We start from the raw sequence: 18,594 nt of genomic DNA, 5'->3' as shown, positions 1-18,594 counted from the left end.
CTAGACGGCGGTCAGCATCGCTTCGGCCAGATTGGCGAAGCCCAGCCGCTGCGCGCCGCTACCGCGCTCGCTGAGTTCTGCGCGTCCCTCGGGTGTCAATCTCCCGACAGCGGCATCGGCCAGCAGCACGCCCCGCCGCACCACCAGATCGGTTAACGGTGTCGGTTCCCGCTCGGCGTACCGCGCGAGGGCGACGGCGTGCCGCCGCGCCTCCTCGGCGCGACCGGCGGCGAGCTCGGCGTCGATGGCGTAGCGACGGAAGAAAAAATGGTTGTGACCCAGTGTCGGCGCGGCCAGCAGCATGTCGCCCTCGTCGAGCAGCGCCTGCCGTTCGCCCGGATCGTCGATCAGCCTGGCGGCGATGCCGAAGGTCGCAGGCCCCATGTAGGCCATGGAATGTTCGCGACAGAGCGCCAGGGCCTCACGCGCCATGGCCGCGGCCAGCGCCGCCTCGCCGGCCTGGGCCTGCAGCTCGGCGCCGAAGATTATGTTCTCGGCCTCGAAGCGCCACGCGCCCAGCTCGGCCACGATGGCGCGCGCCCGCTCGACATGCGGCAGCCCATCCTGCGGGCGGTTTGATTCCATGGCGGCCACCATCAGACCGTGTAGCGCGATGAGTTCGGCGCGTGGGTTGTGCGCCTGGCGCGCCATCACGCGCGCGACCTCCGCCATGTCGCGCACCGCATCGAGTCGCATCATGTAGCACTCGGCGATCGCCGCCATCGGCCGGTTGGCGATTTCGACCGAAGCGGCGCCTGCGCTGCGCGCCGCGGTGATGCAGCGTTCGAGCGCCTCGACGGCCGAGCGCATCTGTCCCTGGGCGTAGAAGCCGTCGGCGAGGCCTCCTAGCGCACGCGCCACCAGGGCCGGCGACTGCACGCGCTCGGCCAGCGACAGCGCAGCACGATGCTCCTCCATGCATTCCTCGACGCGGCCCAGCGGGAACAGGAGGTTTCCACGCAGATAATGGCAGCGCGATGCCAGCGCGGACAGATCGGCCGCTTCCGCCGTGGCCTGGGCCCGGTCGAGTGCGGCGCGCGCGCCGACGAGGTCGTCGGTGATGCGCAGGGACTCGGCGATGCCGAGCTCGGCCTCGCCGCGGCCGACATCGTCCGACGCGCGGGCAAGGGCGGTCTCGAAACGTGGCCGCGCCTGGCGCGCTGCGCCGAGATCGAGATGCAGCCGCCCGGCCAGCAGGGCCAGAGCGACGGTGTCGTCGTCGCTGCGGGCAAGTGCCAGGCCACGCTCGGCATTCTCGAGCGCGGCGGCGAGCCGGCTCGCCTCGCGCAGTCGTTCGGCTGCGACCCGGTAGGCCCCGGGGGCCTCGGGATCACCGCCACGGTCGAGATGCTGGGCGCGCAGCTCGGGCTCGCCATCGCCCAGCCAGTCGGCCGCACGACGATGCAGGCGGCGGGCCGTCTCCGACAGCAGCGAGGCGTAGGTCGCTTCCTGGATCAGCGCGTGGGCGAACATCAGGATGGCGCCTTCACGCACCAGCAGTCCGCCGTCGATCAGCGGCCGCGGATCGTACGCGGGCTCGTCGGTCAGGGCCTGCAGCGCCGGCAGCACGAAGCGCTGGCCCAGCACGGACGCCGCCTGCAAAGCGGCGCGGTCTGTTCGACCGAGCCGGTCGAGCCGCGCCTGGACCAGGCCACGAATCGACCCGGGCAGTGCCGGCGCCTCGGTCTGCGCGGCGCTCAGGGCCAGCTGCTCGAGGAACAGCGGATTGCCACCGGACCGTGCCACGAAGCGGTCGACCTGGGCCTCGTCGACCACGCTGGCCGCGGCCTGGGCCAGGCGCCGCATGGCGTCGCCACGAAGCGGCCCCAGCTCGACCACCACCAGCGACGCGCCGCCGAGCTCGCGGCGGAACGCAGCATTCAGCGGATCACCCTCTGGCCGCGACGTCGTCAGCATCACCAGCGGCCGTGAGATGGTCAGCCGCGCCGCCGCGCGCACGAAGGCACGCACGGCATCGTTGGCCCAATGAAGATCCTCGACCCCGATCGCGAGCGGGATGGTTTCGCTGACCTCGGCAGCCAAGGTGGCAACGGCTTCGATGCGCAGCGCAGAGCGTTTTCCGTCCTGCATCGCCGTATACGGCGTGGCCAGGTTCCGCGGCATGGCCAGTTCCAGAACATCGTGCAGGGCGGCGCGCAGGCTGCCCTCCACCGCGGCGTCCTCGATCCAGCCGGGCCGGGCCGCGAGCAGGGCCTCGGCCAGGACACGCAGCGGCGTCTGGCGGCGACCCGCCCCGAAGTCGAGCACCCGCACGAGGATGCTGACGAAGCCGCGGCGGACGGCCTCCGACAGTGCCTCAGCCAGCAGCCGGCTCTTGCCGATGCCGGCCTCGCCGCGAAGGTGCAACACCGATCCGTGGTGCGACGCTGCCAGCATGGCGGAGATCTGGGCGAGCTCGATCTCACGGCCGACGAAGGGCAGTCGGCCGCTCGTGCCCCCCTCGTGCACCTCGTCAAGGCGCCAGAGGAGCTGCGGCCTGCCGATGCCCTTCAGAACGCGCTCGCCGAGCGCCGTCCCGCGCACTCGGCCGGACACGGCACGCCACGTCGCATCATCCAGCACGATCTCTCCCGGCTTGGCCTCGCCGACCAGCCGGGAGGCGAGATTCACCGTATCACCCAGCACCGTGTAGTCCCGCCGCACGGCGCCGCCGATCTCGCCCGCCACGACCTCGCCCAGGGCGATGCCGATATGACCGAGCAGCGGCGCCGTCGCCGGCCGGCCGAGTTCGGCTGACAACATCGGCATGGCGCGCTGGATGGCTTCCGCCGCTGCGACGGCGCGCAACGGATCGTCCTCGTGCGCCACGGGCGCACCGAACACGGCCATGGTGGCGTCGCCGATATGCTTATCGACCGCGCCGCCGTGCTCGACGATCAGCTCGTCGGCACGGGTAAGGAACCGGTCGACGATGCGGCGCATCTCCTCCGCCCCGAGCGTGCTCGACAACTCGGTGAAGCTGCAGAGGTCGGCAAACAGGACGGCCACCTGCCGGCGCTCGGCCTCGGGCGCCCGCGCCGGCCCCTCGTCGCGCAAGCCGGCAATGGCATCGAGCAGACGCTTGCGATGGCCGAGTGAGGCAACCCCCAGCTCCCGCAAATCATCTCCGTTGAGGTCGCGCAGCAGCGGGGCGTCGATATGGTTCGCGTCGAACGCGTCGGCATATTGGCCCAACCCCAGGCCTTCGAGCCAGCCACGGACGTTCATGTGGTCGCTTCGACCTCCGACTTAGGGGGACGCTACGCCCTTCGGGCGATCGATGCATCATCCCCTCGGTGGTCAATTCGGGGCGAGCGCCCGATTCGTTACAGGAACATCTCCTTGACGTCGATCGTCGAGCGCCGGCCGATCGCGTCGAAATTGTGGCCGATCCAGCGATCCGCTACCTCGCGGCCGATCGCCTTCAGGTGCAGCAGGAAGTCCAAGCGGGCGTTGAGCTTGCTCGGGACGCCGAGCCCGCGCATCTGCTTCTCGTCTTCGATCCAGTGCACGTTGATGCGCTTGTACTGATTGGAATCGAGCTTTCCATCGTCGATCAGGTCGGTGACGCAAGCGATCACCCGCATCTCGCCTATCAGCGATGAATTGAAGCTGAGCTCGTTCAGGCGGTTCATGATGTCCGACGCCGTCGTCGGCGCGTGATCGCACCCGACCGAGTTTAACGCGCTTGATCTGTACGATGGCCGCCTCAGTGGGCCGTCCAGCCGCCGTCCATGGGCAGCGCCGCGCCTGTCACCGCGGCGCCGTTGTCCGAGCACAGGAACAGCGCGAGCGCGGCGAGCTCGGCGACCTCGACGAAGCGCTTGTTGGGTTGGTTCTTCAGCAAGACGTCATTGATCACCTGGTCGCGCGGGATGCCGTGCGCCTTGGCCTGATCGTCGATCTGCTTTTCGACCAGCGGCGTGCGCACATAGCCCGGGCAGATGGCGTTGCAGGTAATACCGTCCTCGGCGGTCTCCAGGGCGGTCACCTTGGTGAGGCCGAGCACGCCATGCTTGGCCGCGACATAGGCCGCCTTGTAGGGCGAGGCGACCAGGGCATGCGCCGAGGCGACGTTGATCACGCGGCCCCAGCCACGCTGGCGCATTCCGGGCAACACCAGCTTGGTGGCATGAAAGGCCGAGCTGAGGTTGATCGCCATGATGGCGTCCCACTTCTCGTCGGGGAATTCCTCGATCGGCGCGACGTGCTGGATGCCCGCGTTGTTCACCATGATGTCGACGGCGCCGAACGTGTCGGCGGTCTGGCGCACCATGTGCTCGATCGCCTTGGGCTTGCTCATGTCGGCGGGCGAATAGACGATCTTGGCGTTGGTGCGATGAGCAAGCTCCGAACGCGTCCTCTCGATCTGGGTGGCCTCGCCGAAGCCGTTCAGCACGACGTTGGCGCCCGAACGCGCGAAGGCTTCGGCGATCCCGAGCCCGATGCCGCTCGTAGAGCCCGTAACAATGGCAGTCTTGCCTTGAAGCATGTGCGATCTCCTGTGATCCGGTGATCGCACCTTGCGCGTCTCGTGCGCGTCACTGAAATGCCGGATGCCTACCGATTCGATAGCGCGTGCGCATGGCGCAGGTCTCGAGCGAGGCATTCGATTGCTCGGCGCCCGCCGGACCGCCGAAGCCCGGCTGCGAGGTCCTGGCCGAGATCATCGATCGCTCGATCAAAGATCCCGATCGCCGTGGCTGCCTGCTGGTGAACTCGGCCCTCGATGTCGCGCCGCACGATGCCCGGACCGGCCGCGTTCAGAGGGTCATGGTGACCCTACTGCCGGCATGAGTCTGCCCAGCGCAACGGCGATCCGTCGTAACAGCTGCCGGTCCCGGCGCGTTTCGTGATCGATGGCAAGGCATTGTGCACTCGGTCGAGGCCGACCCATTATCACTATCGGCCTGAGCCTGGGACCACGCGCGGCCTTGCGCAAAGTTGCAGCGCAGCGGCGCTTCTCGCTTATTGCCGCGACACTAGACCAGGACGAATTTCACCAGGTCGGCCATGCCGTCGCCTATGCCGTCGGGTTCGACGCCGAGGCTCTCGACCGGAAGCTTCTCGCGATTCACCCAGAACGAGGGATAGCCAAACGCCTTTGCGCCCGCGGCATCCCACGAGGCCGAAGCGGCGAATGCGATCTCATCTCGCTTGAGGCCGAATGCGTCAAGCCCCATCTGGTAGGCCCGTGGATCGGGCTTGTAGGCCTGCACGCGATCCACACTGAGGGGAGGTTCGAGCAAGCCGTCCAAACCGGAATTTCGCAGCGGCGCCTCCAGCATCCGTTCGGTCGGATTGGCGAGAAATGCCATGCGCACCCCGCGCGCCTTCAGTTCTCTCAGCGCCGCTTCGACATCGGGCCAGACCTTGAGCTCGAGGAAGGCCTGCATGAGATGGTCACGCCTGTCGGCGGTAAGTTCGAGGCCGGTCGCCTTGGCCGAGACCACCAGCGCCTCCCGTGTCACCTGCCAGAAATCGGCGTAACGGCGCGAGAGCGTGCGCAGCCACGTATACTCGAACTGCCGGGTCCGCCAGGCGTGCATGAGCGCAGCGCCTCGTCCGGGAAAGATCTCCTCTGCCCTGGCAGCCACCGGTCGTGGATCGATGATCGGAAAACCGTCGAAGGCGATGGCCTTGAACGAAAGTCCGGTTTGGGCACGGCCGGGTGCGATCGACCGGACGGAGCCGAGTGCAGCAGCACCCAGGAGGAGATTGCGGCGAAGCGTCTTCATGGCGGCCATTTACACGTCGCGAAGTCCCTCAATAATGGCGCCGATCTGCAATTGATTGTTCCAGGATATGGAATGCCCGGATGGATCGCCTCGACGACCTCGCCCTTTATGTCTCGATCATCGATGCCGGCAGCCTGATTGGAGCGGCGCGCCGCACGCGTCTGTCGGCTGCCTCGGTCACCCGGCGGCTGGGCGCGCTCGAGCAACGACTGGGCGTGCGCCTGCTGGAGCGCAACACGCGGCGTATTGCGCCAACCGAAGCGGGGCGTCGTCTGGCAAACCATGCCCGCGCCCTTTTGGCCGATTTCGAGCACGCGATGCGTGATGCGTCGGGAGAGTCGACGGCGCCGCGCGGGCTGCTGCGCCTGTCGGCGCCGTTGCTCTTCGGACGTCGTCACCTGGCGCCGGTGACAATGGCCTATCTCAAGGCCTTTCCCGACGTATCGGTCGAGCTCACCCTGTCCGATCGCCCGGTCGACCTAATCGAGGAAGGTATCGACGTCGCCCTGCGCATCGCCCATCTCAGCGATTCTAGCCTTGTCGCGCGCCGCGTCGGCATGGTTCGCCGGATTCGCGTCGCCAGCCCGCAATACCTGGCGACGGCAGGGACGCCAAGGCGTCCCGAAGATCTCGCCGCGCACGACATCGTGCTGTTCTTCAATCACGCCAACAGCGCCGACTGGCGCTTCGTCGACAGCGCAAAGCAGGACCAGGTCGTGCGGGTGGATGCGCGCTTCCGGGTTAACCGGGCGGAAGCAGCGATCGCGGCGGCCCGTGACGGGCACGGCGTGTTATCCGTCCTGTCCTATCAGGTGGCGGCGGAGCTGGCGGAGGGGTCCTTGGTGCGGATCCTGCGTCGCTTTGAGCGTCCTCCGATGCCGGTGCAGCTCGTGGTGCCGACGGCACGGCTCATGCCGCCGCGCGTCCGCTTCTTCCTCGACTTCGCAGTCCCGCGGCTATCGGCATCGGGCGTTCTGGAGCGCGCGTGACCGAGCGCCTTTAGCCGAGCGCGTGCGCCAGATGATCGGTGAAGATGCGTGCGGCGGGTTTCGCGGCCCGGCCGGCCGGAAAGACGGCGTGGAGCTCGATCCAGGTTGGCCGAAGCTCGCCGAGGAGGCCTGCAGAGGATCGCCGGCGATCCGACGTCGCGCGATGCGAAGGAAGATACTGTGTTGAAGCAGTAGAGTGTCGTCAGCTCGAACCCGCGGCTCGCGCTGAAATGCCGAGTGCCCTATCGTTTCAATAGCACGTGCCCCTGACGCAAGTCCTCGAGCGAGGCGAGCAGCGCGTCGGGATCGGGCCAGCGTGCGGGGTCGACGTCGCTGAAGGCGAAGGCGACGCGCGCGCTCGGCTCGACCACGAACACGGCCGGGACCGGCAGGCGCCAGATCGCATCGTTGTGCAGGACGGGAAAGTTCCGGCCGCGCGCCTGATGGATGCGGGCGTGTCCGGGAGATAGCTCGTAGGCGAGCCCGCACATGCGGACAAAACCATTGGCCGGATCGGCGAGCAGCGGATAGCGGACGCCCCGCTTGGCCGCCGCCTTCGCGACCTGGTCACGGCCGCCTGGCATGACGCCGACCGCCGTGGCGCCCAGCGCCTCGATGGCGGGCCGCGCATCCTCGAGCGCCAGCATGGTGAGCTCGCAGTACGGGCACCAGCCGCCGCGGAACAGGGCGAGTACCAGCGGGCCACGATCCAGCAGATCGGCCGACGTCCAGGTGCGGCCGGCGCCGTCCTCCAGGGCAAAGTCAGGCAGGGAATCGCCGACACCGAGGCCTTCCTCTGCCACCCGCATCATGCGCAGGCGGTCGAGTTCGTCCTCGATCTCGGCCCGCTCGTGCGTCGGGAGCTCCGCCATGTGCCGACGGCTGAGCTCAAGCAGCGTTTGGGAGAGCGACATATGGGCTGAAGTCTGAGGCACGGCCCGAGCCACAGGAAATACCTTCCGGTATGGCTGTCCATAGCCGCAGGCTATGATGGCTTGGGGCACAATGGGCGGGCCTGCGGGGGACCCTTGCCGTGGAAATGCATCAGATCCGATACTTCCTGGCTGTCTGCGAGACGCTGAACTTCACGCGCGCGGCCGAGGCATGCAACGTGTCGCAACCGTCGCTGACCCGCGCTATCAAGGGGCTTGAGGACGAGCTCGGCGGCCCCTTGTTCCGCCGCGAACGCAATAACACGCACCTGACGGGGCTGGGCGAGATGATGCGCCCGCATCTGTCGCAGGTCCTGATCGAGACCGACGCCGCCAAGGAGCGGGCTAAAAGCTTCGCCAGGCTCGACGATGTCGAGCTGAAGCTCGGCATGATGTGCACCATCGGCCCGCGCCGGTTCGTGCCCTTCCTCCAGGCCTTCCGCGAGCGTCATCCCAAGGTCAGGCTGGTGGTGCAGGACGGCTCGCATGTGCAGCTCCAGGATCGGCTGGCGCAGGGCGAGCTGGACGTTGCCGTCTACGGCCAGCCCGAGGCGATTGACGAGCGTTTCCACGCGCGTAGGCTCTACGACGAGCGCTTCGTGATCGGCGTCGGACCCGGCCATCCCTTCGACGGCCAGAACGCCGTGCGTGTCGCCGATCTCAACGGCCACGCCTACGTCAATCGCCTGCAGTGCGAGTTCTTTGATCACGCTGGGCACGTCTGGCGCGAGCATGGCTCGAAAGTGAAGATGGTGTTCCGCTCCGATCGCGACGACTGGGTGCAGGCGATGGCGATGGCAGGGCTGGGGTTCAGCTTCATTCCCGAGCACGCGGTGACGATGCCCGGCCTGCGCGTGCGGCCGCTCATCGACCCGGAGATCGTGCGCACGATCCAGGTCGTAACGGTGCGCGGCCGGCCACACCTGTCTGCGGTCGGTGCCTTCGTGCGCGAGATCCTGGCATTCCCCTGGGCCAACGCGGCGTAGCGCGCCAGCTATCGAATCAATTCCCAGTCGGCATTTCAAACGACTCGTACGGGCGTCGATGCTGCGTGCGCTTTCAACCGCACGGAGATTCCGATGTTCCTTCGCAGTGTTCTGCTTTCAACGGTGATCGGCGCCAACCTGATCGCTCCTGCCATAGCCGGCGAATGCCCGGCCGACAAGATGCGCACCGATGCCACCAAACCGGTCACCACGGCCGCCAAGGGCGTGACCGACAAGGTCCTGTCGCAGATCGACCTCGCCGGTGAGAAGATCGCGCTCAAGGGTCACCTGATGCGCGTGCGCAGGCTCGAGGTCCAGCCGGGCGGCATTGTGCCCTGGCACAGCCATGAGGACCGGCCGGCGCTGATCTACGTCGTCACCGGCGAGATTTATGAGCACGCCAGCAACTGCGCCGTGCCGATCCTGCACAAGGCGGGCGAGGTGGCGCGTGAGACCCACGCCACGGCGCACTGGTGGAAGAATGACGGCAAGGCACCGGTGGTGCTGCTGTCGTTCGACATCCAGCACGATCCCAACGACCACAACATGTGATCGGCCGACATCTCACCGGAGATCGAACCATGTCAGGTCCCCTGCGCGCGTTCACGATCGGCGTCACTGCCTTTCTCACGGTCGTCGATCTGTTCGCGACGCAGGCCATCCTGCCACCGCTCGCCACTGCCTACGGGGTGACGCCGGCGGCCATGGGCTTCGCTGTCAACGCCTGCACCATCGGCATGGCGATCGGCGGGTTGGCCGTTGCCCTGTTCGGCCGCCGGCTCGATCGCCGGCGCGGAATCCTGTTCAGTCTGGCGCTGCTGGCGATTCCGACGGCGCTGCTTGCGACCATGCCGGACCTCCCGCTGTTCACCCTGCTGCGCATCCTGCAGGGGCTTTGCATGTCGACGGCCTTCGCGCTGACGCTGGCCTATCTCGGCGAGCACACCAGCGCCACTGACACCGCCAGCGCCTTTGCCGCCTACATCACCGGCAATGTTGCCTCCAATCTGTTCGGCCGCTTGGCGGCCTCGGGCCTGGTCAATCATTTCGGCCTCGCCGCCAACTTCTGGGTGTTCGCCGTCCTCAATCTGGTGGGCGCGATGCTGGTGTGGTTCAGCGTCGAACGCGCGCCGGCGATGCGGCGGATGGACAGGCAGCCTGAGCAGCTGTTCAGGGCGTGGCTCGGCCATCTCGCGAATCCCCCGCTGCGCGCCTCCTTCGCCATTGGCTTCCTGATCCTGTTCGCCTTCATCGGCACATTCACCTACGTGAATTTCGTTCTGGTCCGCCCGCCCTTCAGCGTCGGCATGATGATGCTGGGCGTGGTCTACTTCGTGTTTCTGCCCTCGATCGTCACGACGCCGCTCGCCGGCCGGGTCGTCGCCCGCTTCGGCACACGGTCCACCCTGTGGGCATCGTTCGCCGTCGCGGCGGCCGGACTGCCGCTGCTGCTGAGCCAGAGCTTCGCGGCCCTGCTGGCCGGGCTTGCACTGCTTGCCGTCGGCACCTTCTTTGCCCAGGCGACGGCGACCGGCTTCGTCGGCCGCGCCGCCACGACCGATCGCGGCTCGGCGAGCGGGCTCTATCTCGCGAGCTACTTCCTCGGTGGTCTCGCCGGCAGTGCCGTGTTGGGCCAGGTCTTCGACCGGCTCGGCTGGTCGGCCTCGGTCGCCGGCATCGGCCTCTCGCTTGCGCTCGGCGCCGTACTCACCGCACGGCTCACCCTGCGCACCCAAGCGGTCCCAGCGCCCGCGCTCGCCCCATCGAGCTGAAGACACACAGTCCCACCCAAGGAGAATCTCATGTCCAACTGCTTCACCCAGGTATGTGCGGCCACGCTTCTGGCCTTCGCCTTGCTCACGTCGTCGAGCGCTCCCGGCGCCGCCGAAGGCGTCAAGCTCGCGGTGTCTGCCTCCGGCGTCATCGCCACGAAGAGCGCTTACAGCCTTCAGGAGACCGTCGACCGCCTGAAAAAGGACATCGCCGCCAAGGGCATCACCTTCTTCCAGGAGATCGACCAGTCGGCGCTGGCCGCCAAGGCGGGCATTGAACTCCGTCCGTCGATCCTGTTGATCTTCGGCAATCCGCCTCTCGGCACGCAGTTCATCACCGCCAATCCGCAGGCTGGGTTGGACTGGCCGGTCCGGCTCCTGGTCTATCGCGACGCGTCGGGCGCGGTCTGGACGGCCTATACGGACTTCGCGTGGATCGCCAAGCGCCACGGCGTGCACAGCCGCGACGCGCAATTCCACATGGCCTCGGAAGTTGCGGCCTCGATCGTATCGAGCGTCGCGGCGCACTGACGGCCAGGCACTTGTACCGTCCAACGCCGCGCCCCTTGCAAGGAACGTCACCATGAACGCCATGTCATCATCCGGTCCAACGCTTCTCACGCAGACGACGACAGCTCGGGCCAAGGAGCGTGTGGTCAAGGAGCAGGTGGTTCTGGTCCTCCAGGGTGGCGGCGCCCTGGGGGCCTACCAGGCCGGGGTCTACCAGGCGCTCATGGAGGGTGGCATCGAGCCGGATTGGGTCATTGGCACCTCGATTGGCGCGATCAATGGCGCCCTCATCGCCGGCAATGAGCCAGCCAATCGCATTCCTCGCCTGCGTGAATTCTGGGACGGCGTGGCCAGGAGGAGCCTGCTCGACCAGCTCTGGCCAACGCCGATCTTCGGTAATTCGCTCGCCAACCTGTCGACCGTCATGTCAGGCATCCCAGGCTTCTTCGCGCCCAATCCGCAGGCGATTTGGGGGCCTTCCTTTCCCCTCGGTATCGAGAAGGCGTCGTACTACACGACCGAGCCGCTGAAGGAGACGCTCGGCCGTCTGGTCGATTTCGATTGCCTCAACCGGAAGCCGGTCAGGCTTTCGGTCGGTGCCGTGAACGTCCGCACGAGCGAGATGCGCTATTTCGACTCCCAGGCCATGTCGCTTGGCCCGGCTCACATTATGGCCTCCGGCGCGCTACCGCCGGCCTTTCCGGCCGTCACCATCGATGGCGAATCGTACTGGGACGGCGGCATCTATTCGAACACGCCCATCGAAGTCGTCCTCGACGACGTGCCGCGGCTCAATTCGCTTATCTTCTCGGTCAACGTGTGGCAGCCCACCGGCGTGCATCCGACGACGCTCCAGCAGGTGATGGCACGCCACAAGGACATCCAGTTCGCCAGTCGCGGCAAGAGCCACGTCGCTCGGCAGGCGCAGATCCATCGGCTGCGTCACGTCGTGCGGGAATTGACCAATCGCCTGCCCATGGAACTCCGCGCCGATCCCGTCGTGCAGGACCTCGCGGAATATGGCTGCGGTACGCTCATGCATCTGGTGCGGCTGCTGTCGCCCCGACTAGACGGCGAGGACCACACCAAGGATATCGACTTCACGCGCTCCGGCATCGAGAGGCGCTGGAAAGCCGGTCACGATCATGCACGGAAAATCCTGGCCGAGAAGCCGTGGGAAGGCGCCGTCGACACGCTGGCAGGCGTGATGATCCACGAGGCCGGCGAGTGAGCCGGCGAGCGTGCCTCGAGGCAGGACGAGGCTTGATAGCCAGCTCGATCGACTCCGGACTGACGTACCAACTATTCCCATTGGCTCGACTCCTGTCGACGAACCATGCCATCGTCCTGCCGCTGTCCGGAGAGGCAGGCAGGGAGGCTACGGGTCACGCGCGATACCGGGCCAACATGAGGGGCCCGCTGCTCCAAAGGGTGGCGGGCCTTTCTTCATTTCGATGGGGTGCCACATTGGCGAGGACGGCTGTGTACGGCTTCTCGTTGTCGAACGTGCTTACATGAATGTGTTTGGAATCCCTCTCGAATTTTTCATCTTCGGGCTTACGCTCATCGGCATCGCCACGCTGCATGGACGAGCGCTTCCTGTGGCGATCACCGGTCTGCTCCTCACGGTGGTCTACAAGGTTTCAATAATGGGCTTGGCAGGAGGAGGGACGTGGTTGGTGGCCTTTCTCGGCCACGAGTGGCCCGCTTTCACCAACCTTCTGCTGCTCCTCGTGGGCTTTGCCGTATTGGCCAACCAGTTCGAGCGAAGTGCCATTCCGGACGCGATGCCGCGCCTGCTGCCGGACAACTGGACTGGCGGTCTCGTACTGCTGGCGATGGTGTTCGTGCTGTCGATCTTTCTCGACAATATCGCAGCCGCAATTATCGGCGGCGTCGTCGCCAAGCACGTTTACCGCGGGAGGGTCAGCACAGGCTACCTGGCGGGGATTGTAGCCGCCTCGAACGCAGGTGGTGCGGGCAGCGTCATTGGCGACACCACGACGACGATGATGTGGATACACGGCGTCTCGCCGCTGGCGGTACTGGATGCATTTGTCGCCAGCGGCGTCGCATTTGCGGTGTTCGGCCCCCTGGTATCGCAGCAGCAGCATCGGCATTGCCCGATCTCAAAAGACATCTCGGCGTCTGCGCCCAACATCAACTGGTCGCGGGGCATCATTGTTCTGATCCTGCTTGCAGCCATCTTCTCGGTAAATCTCGCCGGGAACGCGTTCTTTCCTGGTGTGCTCGATGCCGTGCCGTTGCTTGGCGCCGGATTGTGGATCGCGATACTGCTGACCGCGCTGTGGCGGCAGCCCGACTGGAGCGTCGTACCGGGTTCGGTCAAAGGCGCGATATTTCTGGTTTCTCTGGTGGCGACGGCCTCCATGATGCCGGTCGAACGTTTACCGGCGGCATCCTGGCAGACCGCATTGGGTCTCGGGTTTCTGTCAGCGGTCTTTGACAACATCCCGCTGACGGCGCTTGCCTTGAGGCAAGGTGGTTATGACTGGGGCATCGTGGCGTTTGCCGTGGGCTTCGGCGGCTCGATGGTGTGGTTCGGCTCGTCGGCGGGTGTGGCACTTTCAAACCTCTATCCTGAAGCCAGATCGGTCGCCGCTTGGCTGCGACTCGGTTGGTCGATCGCGCTGGCCTACGTTGGGGGCTTCTTTGCGCTACTTTTAAGCCGCGGTTGGCATCCGACGTAGGCATCCACACCCTTTTGTCGCCTTACGCGAAAGACCGACGAGCTCACGCGTGTACGGTGGAGGGACTGCGACGTCTTCACTCCTGGGGCGAGACACATGAGCCCATGCTGCAGGCTGGGTCCAAGACGATATCAGTGCGTCGGCTCGAAAATTTGCTCGTCGAATCAATGCCCCGAGGGCAACGTCCGCTGAAACCAGCGGAACGTGCCGATCGTCTTGAGCACCCCGAGCGTGACGAGGCCCACCCCCCAACCGGCAGTGCGCTCGGGATCTCGCCGACGATCAGTATGCCGAGCAGCGCCGATTGCCGGCACGATGGCGGAAACTGCGCGGCGCGGCTGACGTCAGAATCATTACTGCCTGGCTGGGGAGGTGGCGCCGTCTTCGGCGTCAGAGACTGATCACGCTGCCTCTGCTGCTGCGCTATGGCGTGCGCTACTTCGCCGGCCTCGGCTGGCGGCGGGCTCTGATCTCAAGCCTGTTAGGCGGTGCCCCGTTCGCGCTGCTGCAGACCGGCGGCTACGGTTTCGTACCCCTCGCGCACGGCGCGGTCATAACACCCTCGACGGTGACGGCACCGCCCTGTTCCTGCACGAACGGATTAGCCGCAACCACTTGGTCGGCGCCGCTGTCAGCCCAGCGGTGAACGCGCCTGGTTGGGCGACCCGATGATCTTTGCCTCCAGCGGGGGGAGGGAGAGATCAGTGCGACCCCGGTCCAGTGATGAGGCGCGCGCCGGACTGGAAGGTGAAGTAGGACCACAGCCAGTCGAGCATGACGACCAGCCGGTTCCGGAAGCCGATCAGGAACGAGACATGGACCGCGCTCCACAACAGCCATGCCAAGGTGCCGTCGAGCTTCACCCATCCCAGATCGGCGACGGCGGCGCGGCGACCGATGGTCGCCATGGTTCCCCAGCTGCTGTAACGGAACGGCCGAGGAGGAGCCTTGCCCGAGAGCGCAGCCCGCAGGCGACGCGCAACGTAGGCTCCCTGTTGCTTGGCGACGGGTGCAAGGCCGGGCAGCGGCTTGCCGGCCGCGTCCATGACCGAGGCCGTGTCGCCGATGCAGGAAATCTTGGGATGGTCCGGCACCGTGAGATCGGGCCCGACCACGACGCGGCCGGCGCGATCCTTGTCCACGCCCAGCCAGGCCGCCGCCGCGGAGGCCATCACGCCCGCGCCCCATACGATCGTGGCGGCGCTGAGCCGCTCCTCGCCGATCGCCACGCCTTCGCTGTCGCACTGCGTGACAGCGGTGCCGAGCCTGACCTCGACGCCGAGCTCTTGGAGGGCTTCGCGCGCAGCGTGCCCCAGCATCGCGGGAAATGTCGGAAGCAGGCGCTGGCCTGCCTCGACGAGCACGACGCGCGCATCGGCCGGGTCGATGTTGCGGAAGTCCCGGCGCAGCGCCACGCGCCCCAGCTCGGCAATGGCGCCGGCCATCTCCACGCCGGTCGGCCCGCCACCGATCACGACGAAAGTGAGCAGGCGGCGGCGCACTTCCGGAGAGCTTGCCGCCTCGGCCTCCTCGAACGCCGTCAGCAGGCGGCGACGGATGCCGATGGCATCGTCGATCTTCTTCAGGCCCGGGGCAGCATTCTCCCAGTCTTCGCGACCGAAATAGGAGTGCCGGGCGCCCGTCGCCAGAACCAGATGGTCGTAGGCGATCGTGCCCTGATCGACTGTGACCAGGCAACGCTCCTTGTCGATGCCGCTGACCTTGCCGATTACGACCCGCACGTTGGCGGCACGTCGCAGGATGGCGCGGATGGGCGACGCGATCTGTGCCGGCGACAACCCGGCCGTCGCCACCTGGTAGAGCAGCGGCTGGAAGAGGTGATAGTTGCGCCGGTCGATGACGGTGACGTCGACGGCGGCGCCGGCTAGGCCGTGAGCGGCGGCAAGACCACCAAAGCCCGCGCCGACGATGACGATGTGCGGCCGGGCCATGGCGACCTCCAAAACTACTTGCGACCGAACATGTTGAAGGCGATCAGGCGGTCAATCGACAGCTTGCCGGCACCGCGGCTCAGGACATAGGCCAGGATCGACGCCCACATCAGATGCTCCGGCCAGTTTTCCGGATAGACGAGGAACTGGATCACCAGCGTCATGGTGAGCAGCGCCGCCGCGCCCAGGCGGGCGAAAAGGCCCAGCCCCAGCAGCACCGGCGCGCCGAGCTCCACCGTGGTGCCCATGTAGGCGGCAAGCTCCGGCGGCAGCAGCGGCAAGCGGTATTCGTCGCGGAACAGAATGATCGCCGTGTCGAAGCTCTCGAGCTTGTTCATGCCGGAGCGGAAGAAGGTGGCGCCGACGGCCAGCCGCATACCGAGCTCGATCAGCGACAGCGGAAAGCGGCCGGCGGTGGTGCGCAGCATGTCGAGCCGGGCAATCAGGCTGCTGTCGTGCCGCAGGGGATCGAATGTGGTGCTGGTCATGATGGCCTCTCGGAAGATGGTTCGGCCGCCGGCCTGGCCACTCGTATCGGAGCCAGCCCGGAGGTGGGGCGGGATTGGTGCGCCGGTGCCTGTTCCGAACGGGTCCAGGCGCGGCGGCCGATGGGGTGGTGAGCTAGCCCTTGGCGGCCGTGAGCGAGCCGCCCGCAATCTTCTCGCAGGTGCCCTTGGGAACGGCGAGCCAGGCGCTGGCTTCGTGGTCCTTCTTCGAGGTGCCGGCGCACGACGAGGTCGCGGTCTGGCAGTCGTTCTTGCCGGCCTTGGCGACGCCGTAGCACTTCTCGGTCGTCGGCCCTTGGGCCTGGGCTTGCGAGGCCAGGAGCAGGGCGGCGCTGAGCGCGGCAGCGATGGTCAGTGTGGATTTCATGATGTTGGTCTCCTCAAGTGTGTCCCTTTCGGGTGAGTACACATTGAGAGGATCATGACGAACTCGGAAATATTGAGTCGCTATGAGATCGATGCAGCCACACTATGGTCCACCGCAGAGCGCTCGGGCATAGCAAATGGGTTGCGTGCAACGCCGCTCGGTCACAAACGCGCTCCCCTCAGCTCGCCGATAGGCTTGCCTGCTGAAGGTGCCTGCCGTCTGTGAAGCCGGCGCGTAACGGGGCTAGTCGTCTTTCCCCTGCGTGGCTTCCGCGTCAAGTCTGCGCGCTTGCTCCTCTAAGTCCTGCGCTCATTGATTGAGGCGGTCTCGGTCCACAGAGTCGGAGAGGGTCTAGTAACTGATAGTGGGCTGGTCGAGACCACGGCACTGTCGCCTGTGCTGTTGCTAGTGGGTAATGTTGATCTGCCGTCGAACCGGCCGCGCAAGCTTAAAACCCCCATAACCTTGCACCTCTGCTTTTGGGCCGACTCCAGGCATCCGACACGGTCAGCAGTCGTCAGAGATTGCCCAAACCGGACGTTCATGCCTCCTATTGCAATATCGGCGGAAAGCTTCACCCGTTACGGTCGGCCAATCCCCTATAGCTTCAGAAGCCAAGCTTCGACACTGCCTTTACCCTTGACCTCGATCTCGCCGCGCGGCTCGAAGACGAACTTGTCCTTGAGCTTGTCGTAGACCGACCGTGTCACCTGGATCATGTCGGGCAGGCCTCCGGACTCCATGCGGCTCGCCAGATTCACGGTGTCGCCCCACAGGTCGTAGATGTACTTGCTCTTGCCGATAACGCCTGCCACCACCGGCCCGCTGTTGATGCCGACCCGCAGCTTCATGGCGGCGTGATGCTCCAGCGCGTGCTCGCGCGTGATATGGACCATGCGGATGGCCATGCGCACCATACGCTCGGCGTGGTCGGGTACGTGCACCGGCATGCCACACACCGCCATGTAGGCGTCGCCCACCGTCTTGATCTTCTCGATGCCCAGCTCGTGGGCGGCCTCGTCAAAGCGGCTGAACAGGCCGTTTAGCAGGGTGACCACCTTAGCCGGCGGCATCTCCGACGACATCTCGGTGAAGCCCACTAGATCGGCGAAGACCACCGTGACCTCGGCGAAGCCGTCGGCGATGCCCTGCTCGCCGCCGCGCAGGCGGTTGGCGATCGGCGCCGGCAGGACATTCAGCAGAAGCTCCTCGTTCTCCCGGTTCTTGTTCTCGATGACGACGTTCTTGCCGCGCAGCTCGTCGACCATGCCGTTGAAGGCCGAGCACAACCGGCCGATCTCGTCGCGCGTGCGCACCGCCACCTTGGAGCTGTAGTCGCCGGCCGCAAAGCTCGTCACGCCGGCGGTGAGCTCGCGCAACGGCCCGAGCAACGAGCGTGACAGCCAGGCGCCGGTAACGATCACGGTCAGTAGAGCCAGGCCGCCCACGATCATCAGATTCTGTCGCAGCTTGTAAACGGGCGCGAACGCCTCGGACGTGTCGATCTTGGCGATCAACGCCCATTTGGTGTCCTGGATTGCCAGCGGTCCCCACGAGGCGAGCGTTGGGATGCCGCGATAACCCGAAATCTCGCCTGTGCCCTCGACACCAGCCAGGGCCGCCCGGGCGGCCTCGGTGAGGACGCGCTGATGCAGCACCGGCGTGCCGTAGCGGCGGATGGCGTCGATGTTCTCGGCGAGCTCGCCGCCGCCCTTCAGCTCGGCAAAATACTGGTCGGGATTCTCGTAGAACGCCCGCGGGCCGGAGCGCACTAAGCGATCGGCGCCCACGACATAGGCCTCGCCCGTGGCGCCGAAGCCATCCTGGCGCCAGTGCCGGTCGCCGGTCACGACATTGTCAATTTCCTCGACCGACAGCTGCGCGACCAGCACGGCGACAACGATGCCCTGGTCGATCACCGGCGCCGCCATGAAGGCGGTGGGTGCGCCGCGCGAGGGGGCATAGGGTGCGAAATCCTCGAAGCACACGGCCGACCTGTCCGGCGTGGCGCTGCAGCGGGCGACGGCCGCAGCGACCTTCGAGGAGCGGTGGGACGGTACACGGGCGGCCGGGGAGTGAGAGATCTCTCTACGCGACTTGGTGTCCCCCTAAATTCTTGCTGGTCGGCGGC

The 18,594-nt window shown here is 66.4% G+C and carries 16 protein-coding genes and 1 pseudogene; 8 read left to right on the top strand and 9 right to left on the bottom strand.

The window, feature by feature from the left end; genetic code table 11:
* The 3 genes from RSO01_RS12515 to RSO01_RS12505 all read right to left on the bottom strand — a co-directional run bounded on the left by RSO01_RS12515 (position 1) and on the right by RSO01_RS12505 (position 4,492).
* Positions 1-3,228 carry an adenylate/guanylate cyclase domain-containing protein gene (locus tag RSO01_RS12515; protein WP_147149428.1) on the bottom strand — a complete coding sequence of 1,076 codons (3,228 nt, stop codon included), beginning with the start codon at positions 3,226-3,228 and terminating at the stop codon, positions 1-3.
* Positions 3,229-3,326: 98 nt separating this feature from the next.
* Complete coding sequence (locus tag RSO01_RS12510; protein ID WP_147149427.1) at positions 3,327-3,635, bottom strand: hypothetical protein; 309 nt, start codon at positions 3,633-3,635, stop codon at positions 3,327-3,329.
* 74 nt (positions 3,636-3,709) lie between these two features.
* Positions 3,710-4,492 (bottom strand): 3-hydroxybutyrate dehydrogenase, encoded by a 783-nt coding sequence (locus tag RSO01_RS12505; protein WP_147149426.1) that lies wholly within the window; start codon positions 4,490-4,492, stop codon positions 3,710-3,712.
* Between the two features lie 92 nt (positions 4,493-4,584).
* Here RSO01_RS12505 and RSO01_RS48960 point away from each other — a divergent pair, with 92 nt between their 5' ends.
* A complete protein-coding gene (locus tag RSO01_RS48960) occupies positions 4,585-4,797 on the top strand; it encodes a hypothetical protein (RefSeq protein WP_246158348.1) in 213 nt (70 codons plus the stop codon).
* Between the two features lie 185 nt (positions 4,798-4,982).
* On the opposite strand, the gene RSO01_RS12495 is transcribed toward RSO01_RS48960, so the two are convergent.
* On the bottom strand, positions 4,983-5,738 hold the full coding sequence (locus RSO01_RS12495; protein ID WP_147149425.1) for a haloacid dehalogenase type II: 756 nt from the start codon (positions 5,736-5,738) through the stop codon (positions 4,983-4,985).
* Between the two features lie 80 nt (positions 5,739-5,818).
* Here RSO01_RS12495 and RSO01_RS12490 point away from each other — a divergent pair, with 80 nt between their 5' ends.
* Entirely contained in the window at positions 5,819-6,727 is a 909-nt protein-coding gene (locus RSO01_RS12490) for a LysR family transcriptional regulator (protein WP_147149424.1), read from the top strand.
* 242 nt (positions 6,728-6,969) lie between these two features.
* Here the strand turns inward: RSO01_RS12490 and RSO01_RS12485 are convergent, their stop codons facing one another.
* A complete protein-coding gene (locus RSO01_RS12485) occupies positions 6,970-7,599 on the bottom strand; it encodes a peroxiredoxin-like family protein (protein WP_170303014.1) in 630 nt (209 codons plus the stop codon).
* A 167-nt stretch (positions 7,600-7,766) separates the two neighbouring features.
* Here RSO01_RS12485 and RSO01_RS12480 point away from each other — a divergent pair, with 167 nt between their 5' ends.
* From RSO01_RS12480 to RSO01_RS12455, 6 genes are all read left to right on the top strand, one after another.
* Entirely contained in the window at positions 7,767-8,645 is an 879-nt protein-coding gene (locus RSO01_RS12480) for a LysR family transcriptional regulator (protein WP_147149422.1), read from the top strand.
* Between the two features lie 93 nt (positions 8,646-8,738).
* Positions 8,739-9,197, top strand: coding sequence for a cupin domain-containing protein (locus RSO01_RS12475; RefSeq protein ID WP_147149421.1), 459 nt, complete (start codon positions 8,739-8,741; stop codon positions 9,195-9,197).
* Between the two features lie 29 nt (positions 9,198-9,226).
* Positions 9,227-10,417 (top strand): MFS transporter, encoded by a 1,191-nt coding sequence (locus tag RSO01_RS12470; protein WP_147149420.1) that lies wholly within the window; start codon positions 9,227-9,229, stop codon positions 10,415-10,417.
* A gap of 30 nt (positions 10,418-10,447) precedes the next feature.
* Complete coding sequence (locus tag RSO01_RS12465) at positions 10,448-10,948, top strand: DUF302 domain-containing protein (RefSeq protein ID WP_147149419.1); 501 nt, start codon at positions 10,448-10,450, stop codon at positions 10,946-10,948.
* 52 nt (positions 10,949-11,000) lie between these two features.
* Positions 11,001-12,158, top strand: coding sequence for a patatin-like phospholipase family protein (locus RSO01_RS12460; RefSeq protein WP_246158346.1), 1,158 nt, complete (start codon positions 11,001-11,003; stop codon positions 12,156-12,158).
* A 283-nt stretch (positions 12,159-12,441) separates the two neighbouring features.
* Positions 12,442-13,638 (top strand): citrate transporter, encoded by a 1,197-nt coding sequence (locus RSO01_RS12455; protein WP_147149418.1) that lies wholly within the window; start codon positions 12,442-12,444, stop codon positions 13,636-13,638.
* A 701-nt stretch (positions 13,639-14,339) separates the two neighbouring features.
* On the opposite strand, the gene RSO01_RS12450 is transcribed toward RSO01_RS12455, so the two are convergent.
* The 4 genes and pseudogenes from RSO01_RS12450 to RSO01_RS12435 form a co-directional block, all read right to left on the bottom strand.
* A complete protein-coding gene (locus RSO01_RS12450) occupies positions 14,340-15,590 on the bottom strand; it encodes an NAD(P)/FAD-dependent oxidoreductase (protein ID WP_147149417.1) in 1,251 nt (416 codons plus the stop codon).
* 14 nt (positions 15,591-15,604) lie between these two features.
* Positions 15,605-16,078, bottom strand: coding sequence for a DoxX family protein (locus tag RSO01_RS12445; protein WP_218037323.1), 474 nt, complete (start codon positions 16,076-16,078; stop codon positions 15,605-15,607).
* Positions 16,079-16,211: 133 nt separating this feature from the next.
* Positions 16,212-16,463 (bottom strand): BufA1 family periplasmic bufferin-type metallophore, encoded by a 252-nt coding sequence (locus RSO01_RS12440; RefSeq protein WP_147149416.1) that lies wholly within the window; start codon positions 16,461-16,463, stop codon positions 16,212-16,214.
* Between the two features lie 599 nt (positions 16,464-17,062).
* Positions 17,063-18,505: pseudogene (locus tag RSO01_RS12435) on the bottom strand (adenylate/guanylate cyclase domain-containing protein); the annotation flags it as partial.
* Between the last annotated feature and the right edge of the window lie 89 nt (positions 18,506-18,594).

Source organism: Reyranella soli (assembly GCF_007992495.1).
Classification (GTDB): domain Bacteria; phylum Pseudomonadota; class Alphaproteobacteria; order Reyranellales; family Reyranellaceae; genus Reyranella; species Reyranella soli.
The sequence above is the reverse complement of the archived record's forward strand: the minus strand, read 5'-3'. Positions and strand labels throughout refer to the sequence as shown.

Coding starts and splice junctions, on each gene's coding strand:
- RSO01_RS12515 (WP_147149428.1), bottom strand. CDS start 3,228: ATGAACGTCCGTGGCTGGCTCGAAGGCCTGGGGTTGGGCCAATATGCC.
- RSO01_RS12510 (WP_147149427.1), bottom strand. CDS start 3,635: ATGAACCGCCTGAACGAGCTCAGCTTCAATTCATCGCTGATAGGCGAG.
- RSO01_RS12505 (WP_147149426.1), bottom strand. CDS start 4,492: ATGCTTCAAGGCAAGACTGCCATTGTTACGGGCTCTACGAGCGGCATC.
- RSO01_RS48960 (WP_246158348.1), top strand. CDS start 4,585: ATGGCGCAGGTCTCGAGCGAGGCATTCGATTGCTCGGCGCCCGCCGGA.
- RSO01_RS12495 (WP_147149425.1), bottom strand. CDS start 5,738: ATGAAGACGCTTCGCCGCAATCTCCTCCTGGGTGCTGCTGCACTCGGC.
- RSO01_RS12490 (WP_147149424.1), top strand. CDS start 5,819: ATGGATCGCCTCGACGACCTCGCCCTTTATGTCTCGATCATCGATGCC.
- RSO01_RS12485 (WP_170303014.1), bottom strand. CDS start 7,599: ATGGCGGAGCTCCCGACGCACGAGCGGGCCGAGATCGAGGACGAACTC.
- RSO01_RS12480 (WP_147149422.1), top strand. CDS start 7,767: ATGCATCAGATCCGATACTTCCTGGCTGTCTGCGAGACGCTGAACTTC.
- RSO01_RS12475 (WP_147149421.1), top strand. CDS start 8,739: ATGTTCCTTCGCAGTGTTCTGCTTTCAACGGTGATCGGCGCCAACCTG.
- RSO01_RS12470 (WP_147149420.1), top strand. CDS start 9,227: ATGTCAGGTCCCCTGCGCGCGTTCACGATCGGCGTCACTGCCTTTCTC.
- RSO01_RS12465 (WP_147149419.1), top strand. CDS start 10,448: ATGTCCAACTGCTTCACCCAGGTATGTGCGGCCACGCTTCTGGCCTTC.
- RSO01_RS12460 (WP_246158346.1), top strand. CDS start 11,001: ATGAACGCCATGTCATCATCCGGTCCAACGCTTCTCACGCAGACGACG.
- RSO01_RS12455 (WP_147149418.1), top strand. CDS start 12,442: ATGAATGTGTTTGGAATCCCTCTCGAATTTTTCATCTTCGGGCTTACG.
- RSO01_RS12450 (WP_147149417.1), bottom strand. CDS start 15,590: ATGGCCCGGCCGCACATCGTCATCGTCGGCGCGGGCTTTGGTGGTCTT.
- RSO01_RS12445 (WP_218037323.1), bottom strand. CDS start 16,078: ATGACCAGCACCACATTCGATCCCCTGCGGCACGACAGCAGCCTGATT.
- RSO01_RS12440 (WP_147149416.1), bottom strand. CDS start 16,463: ATGAAATCCACACTGACCATCGCTGCCGCGCTCAGCGCCGCCCTGCTC.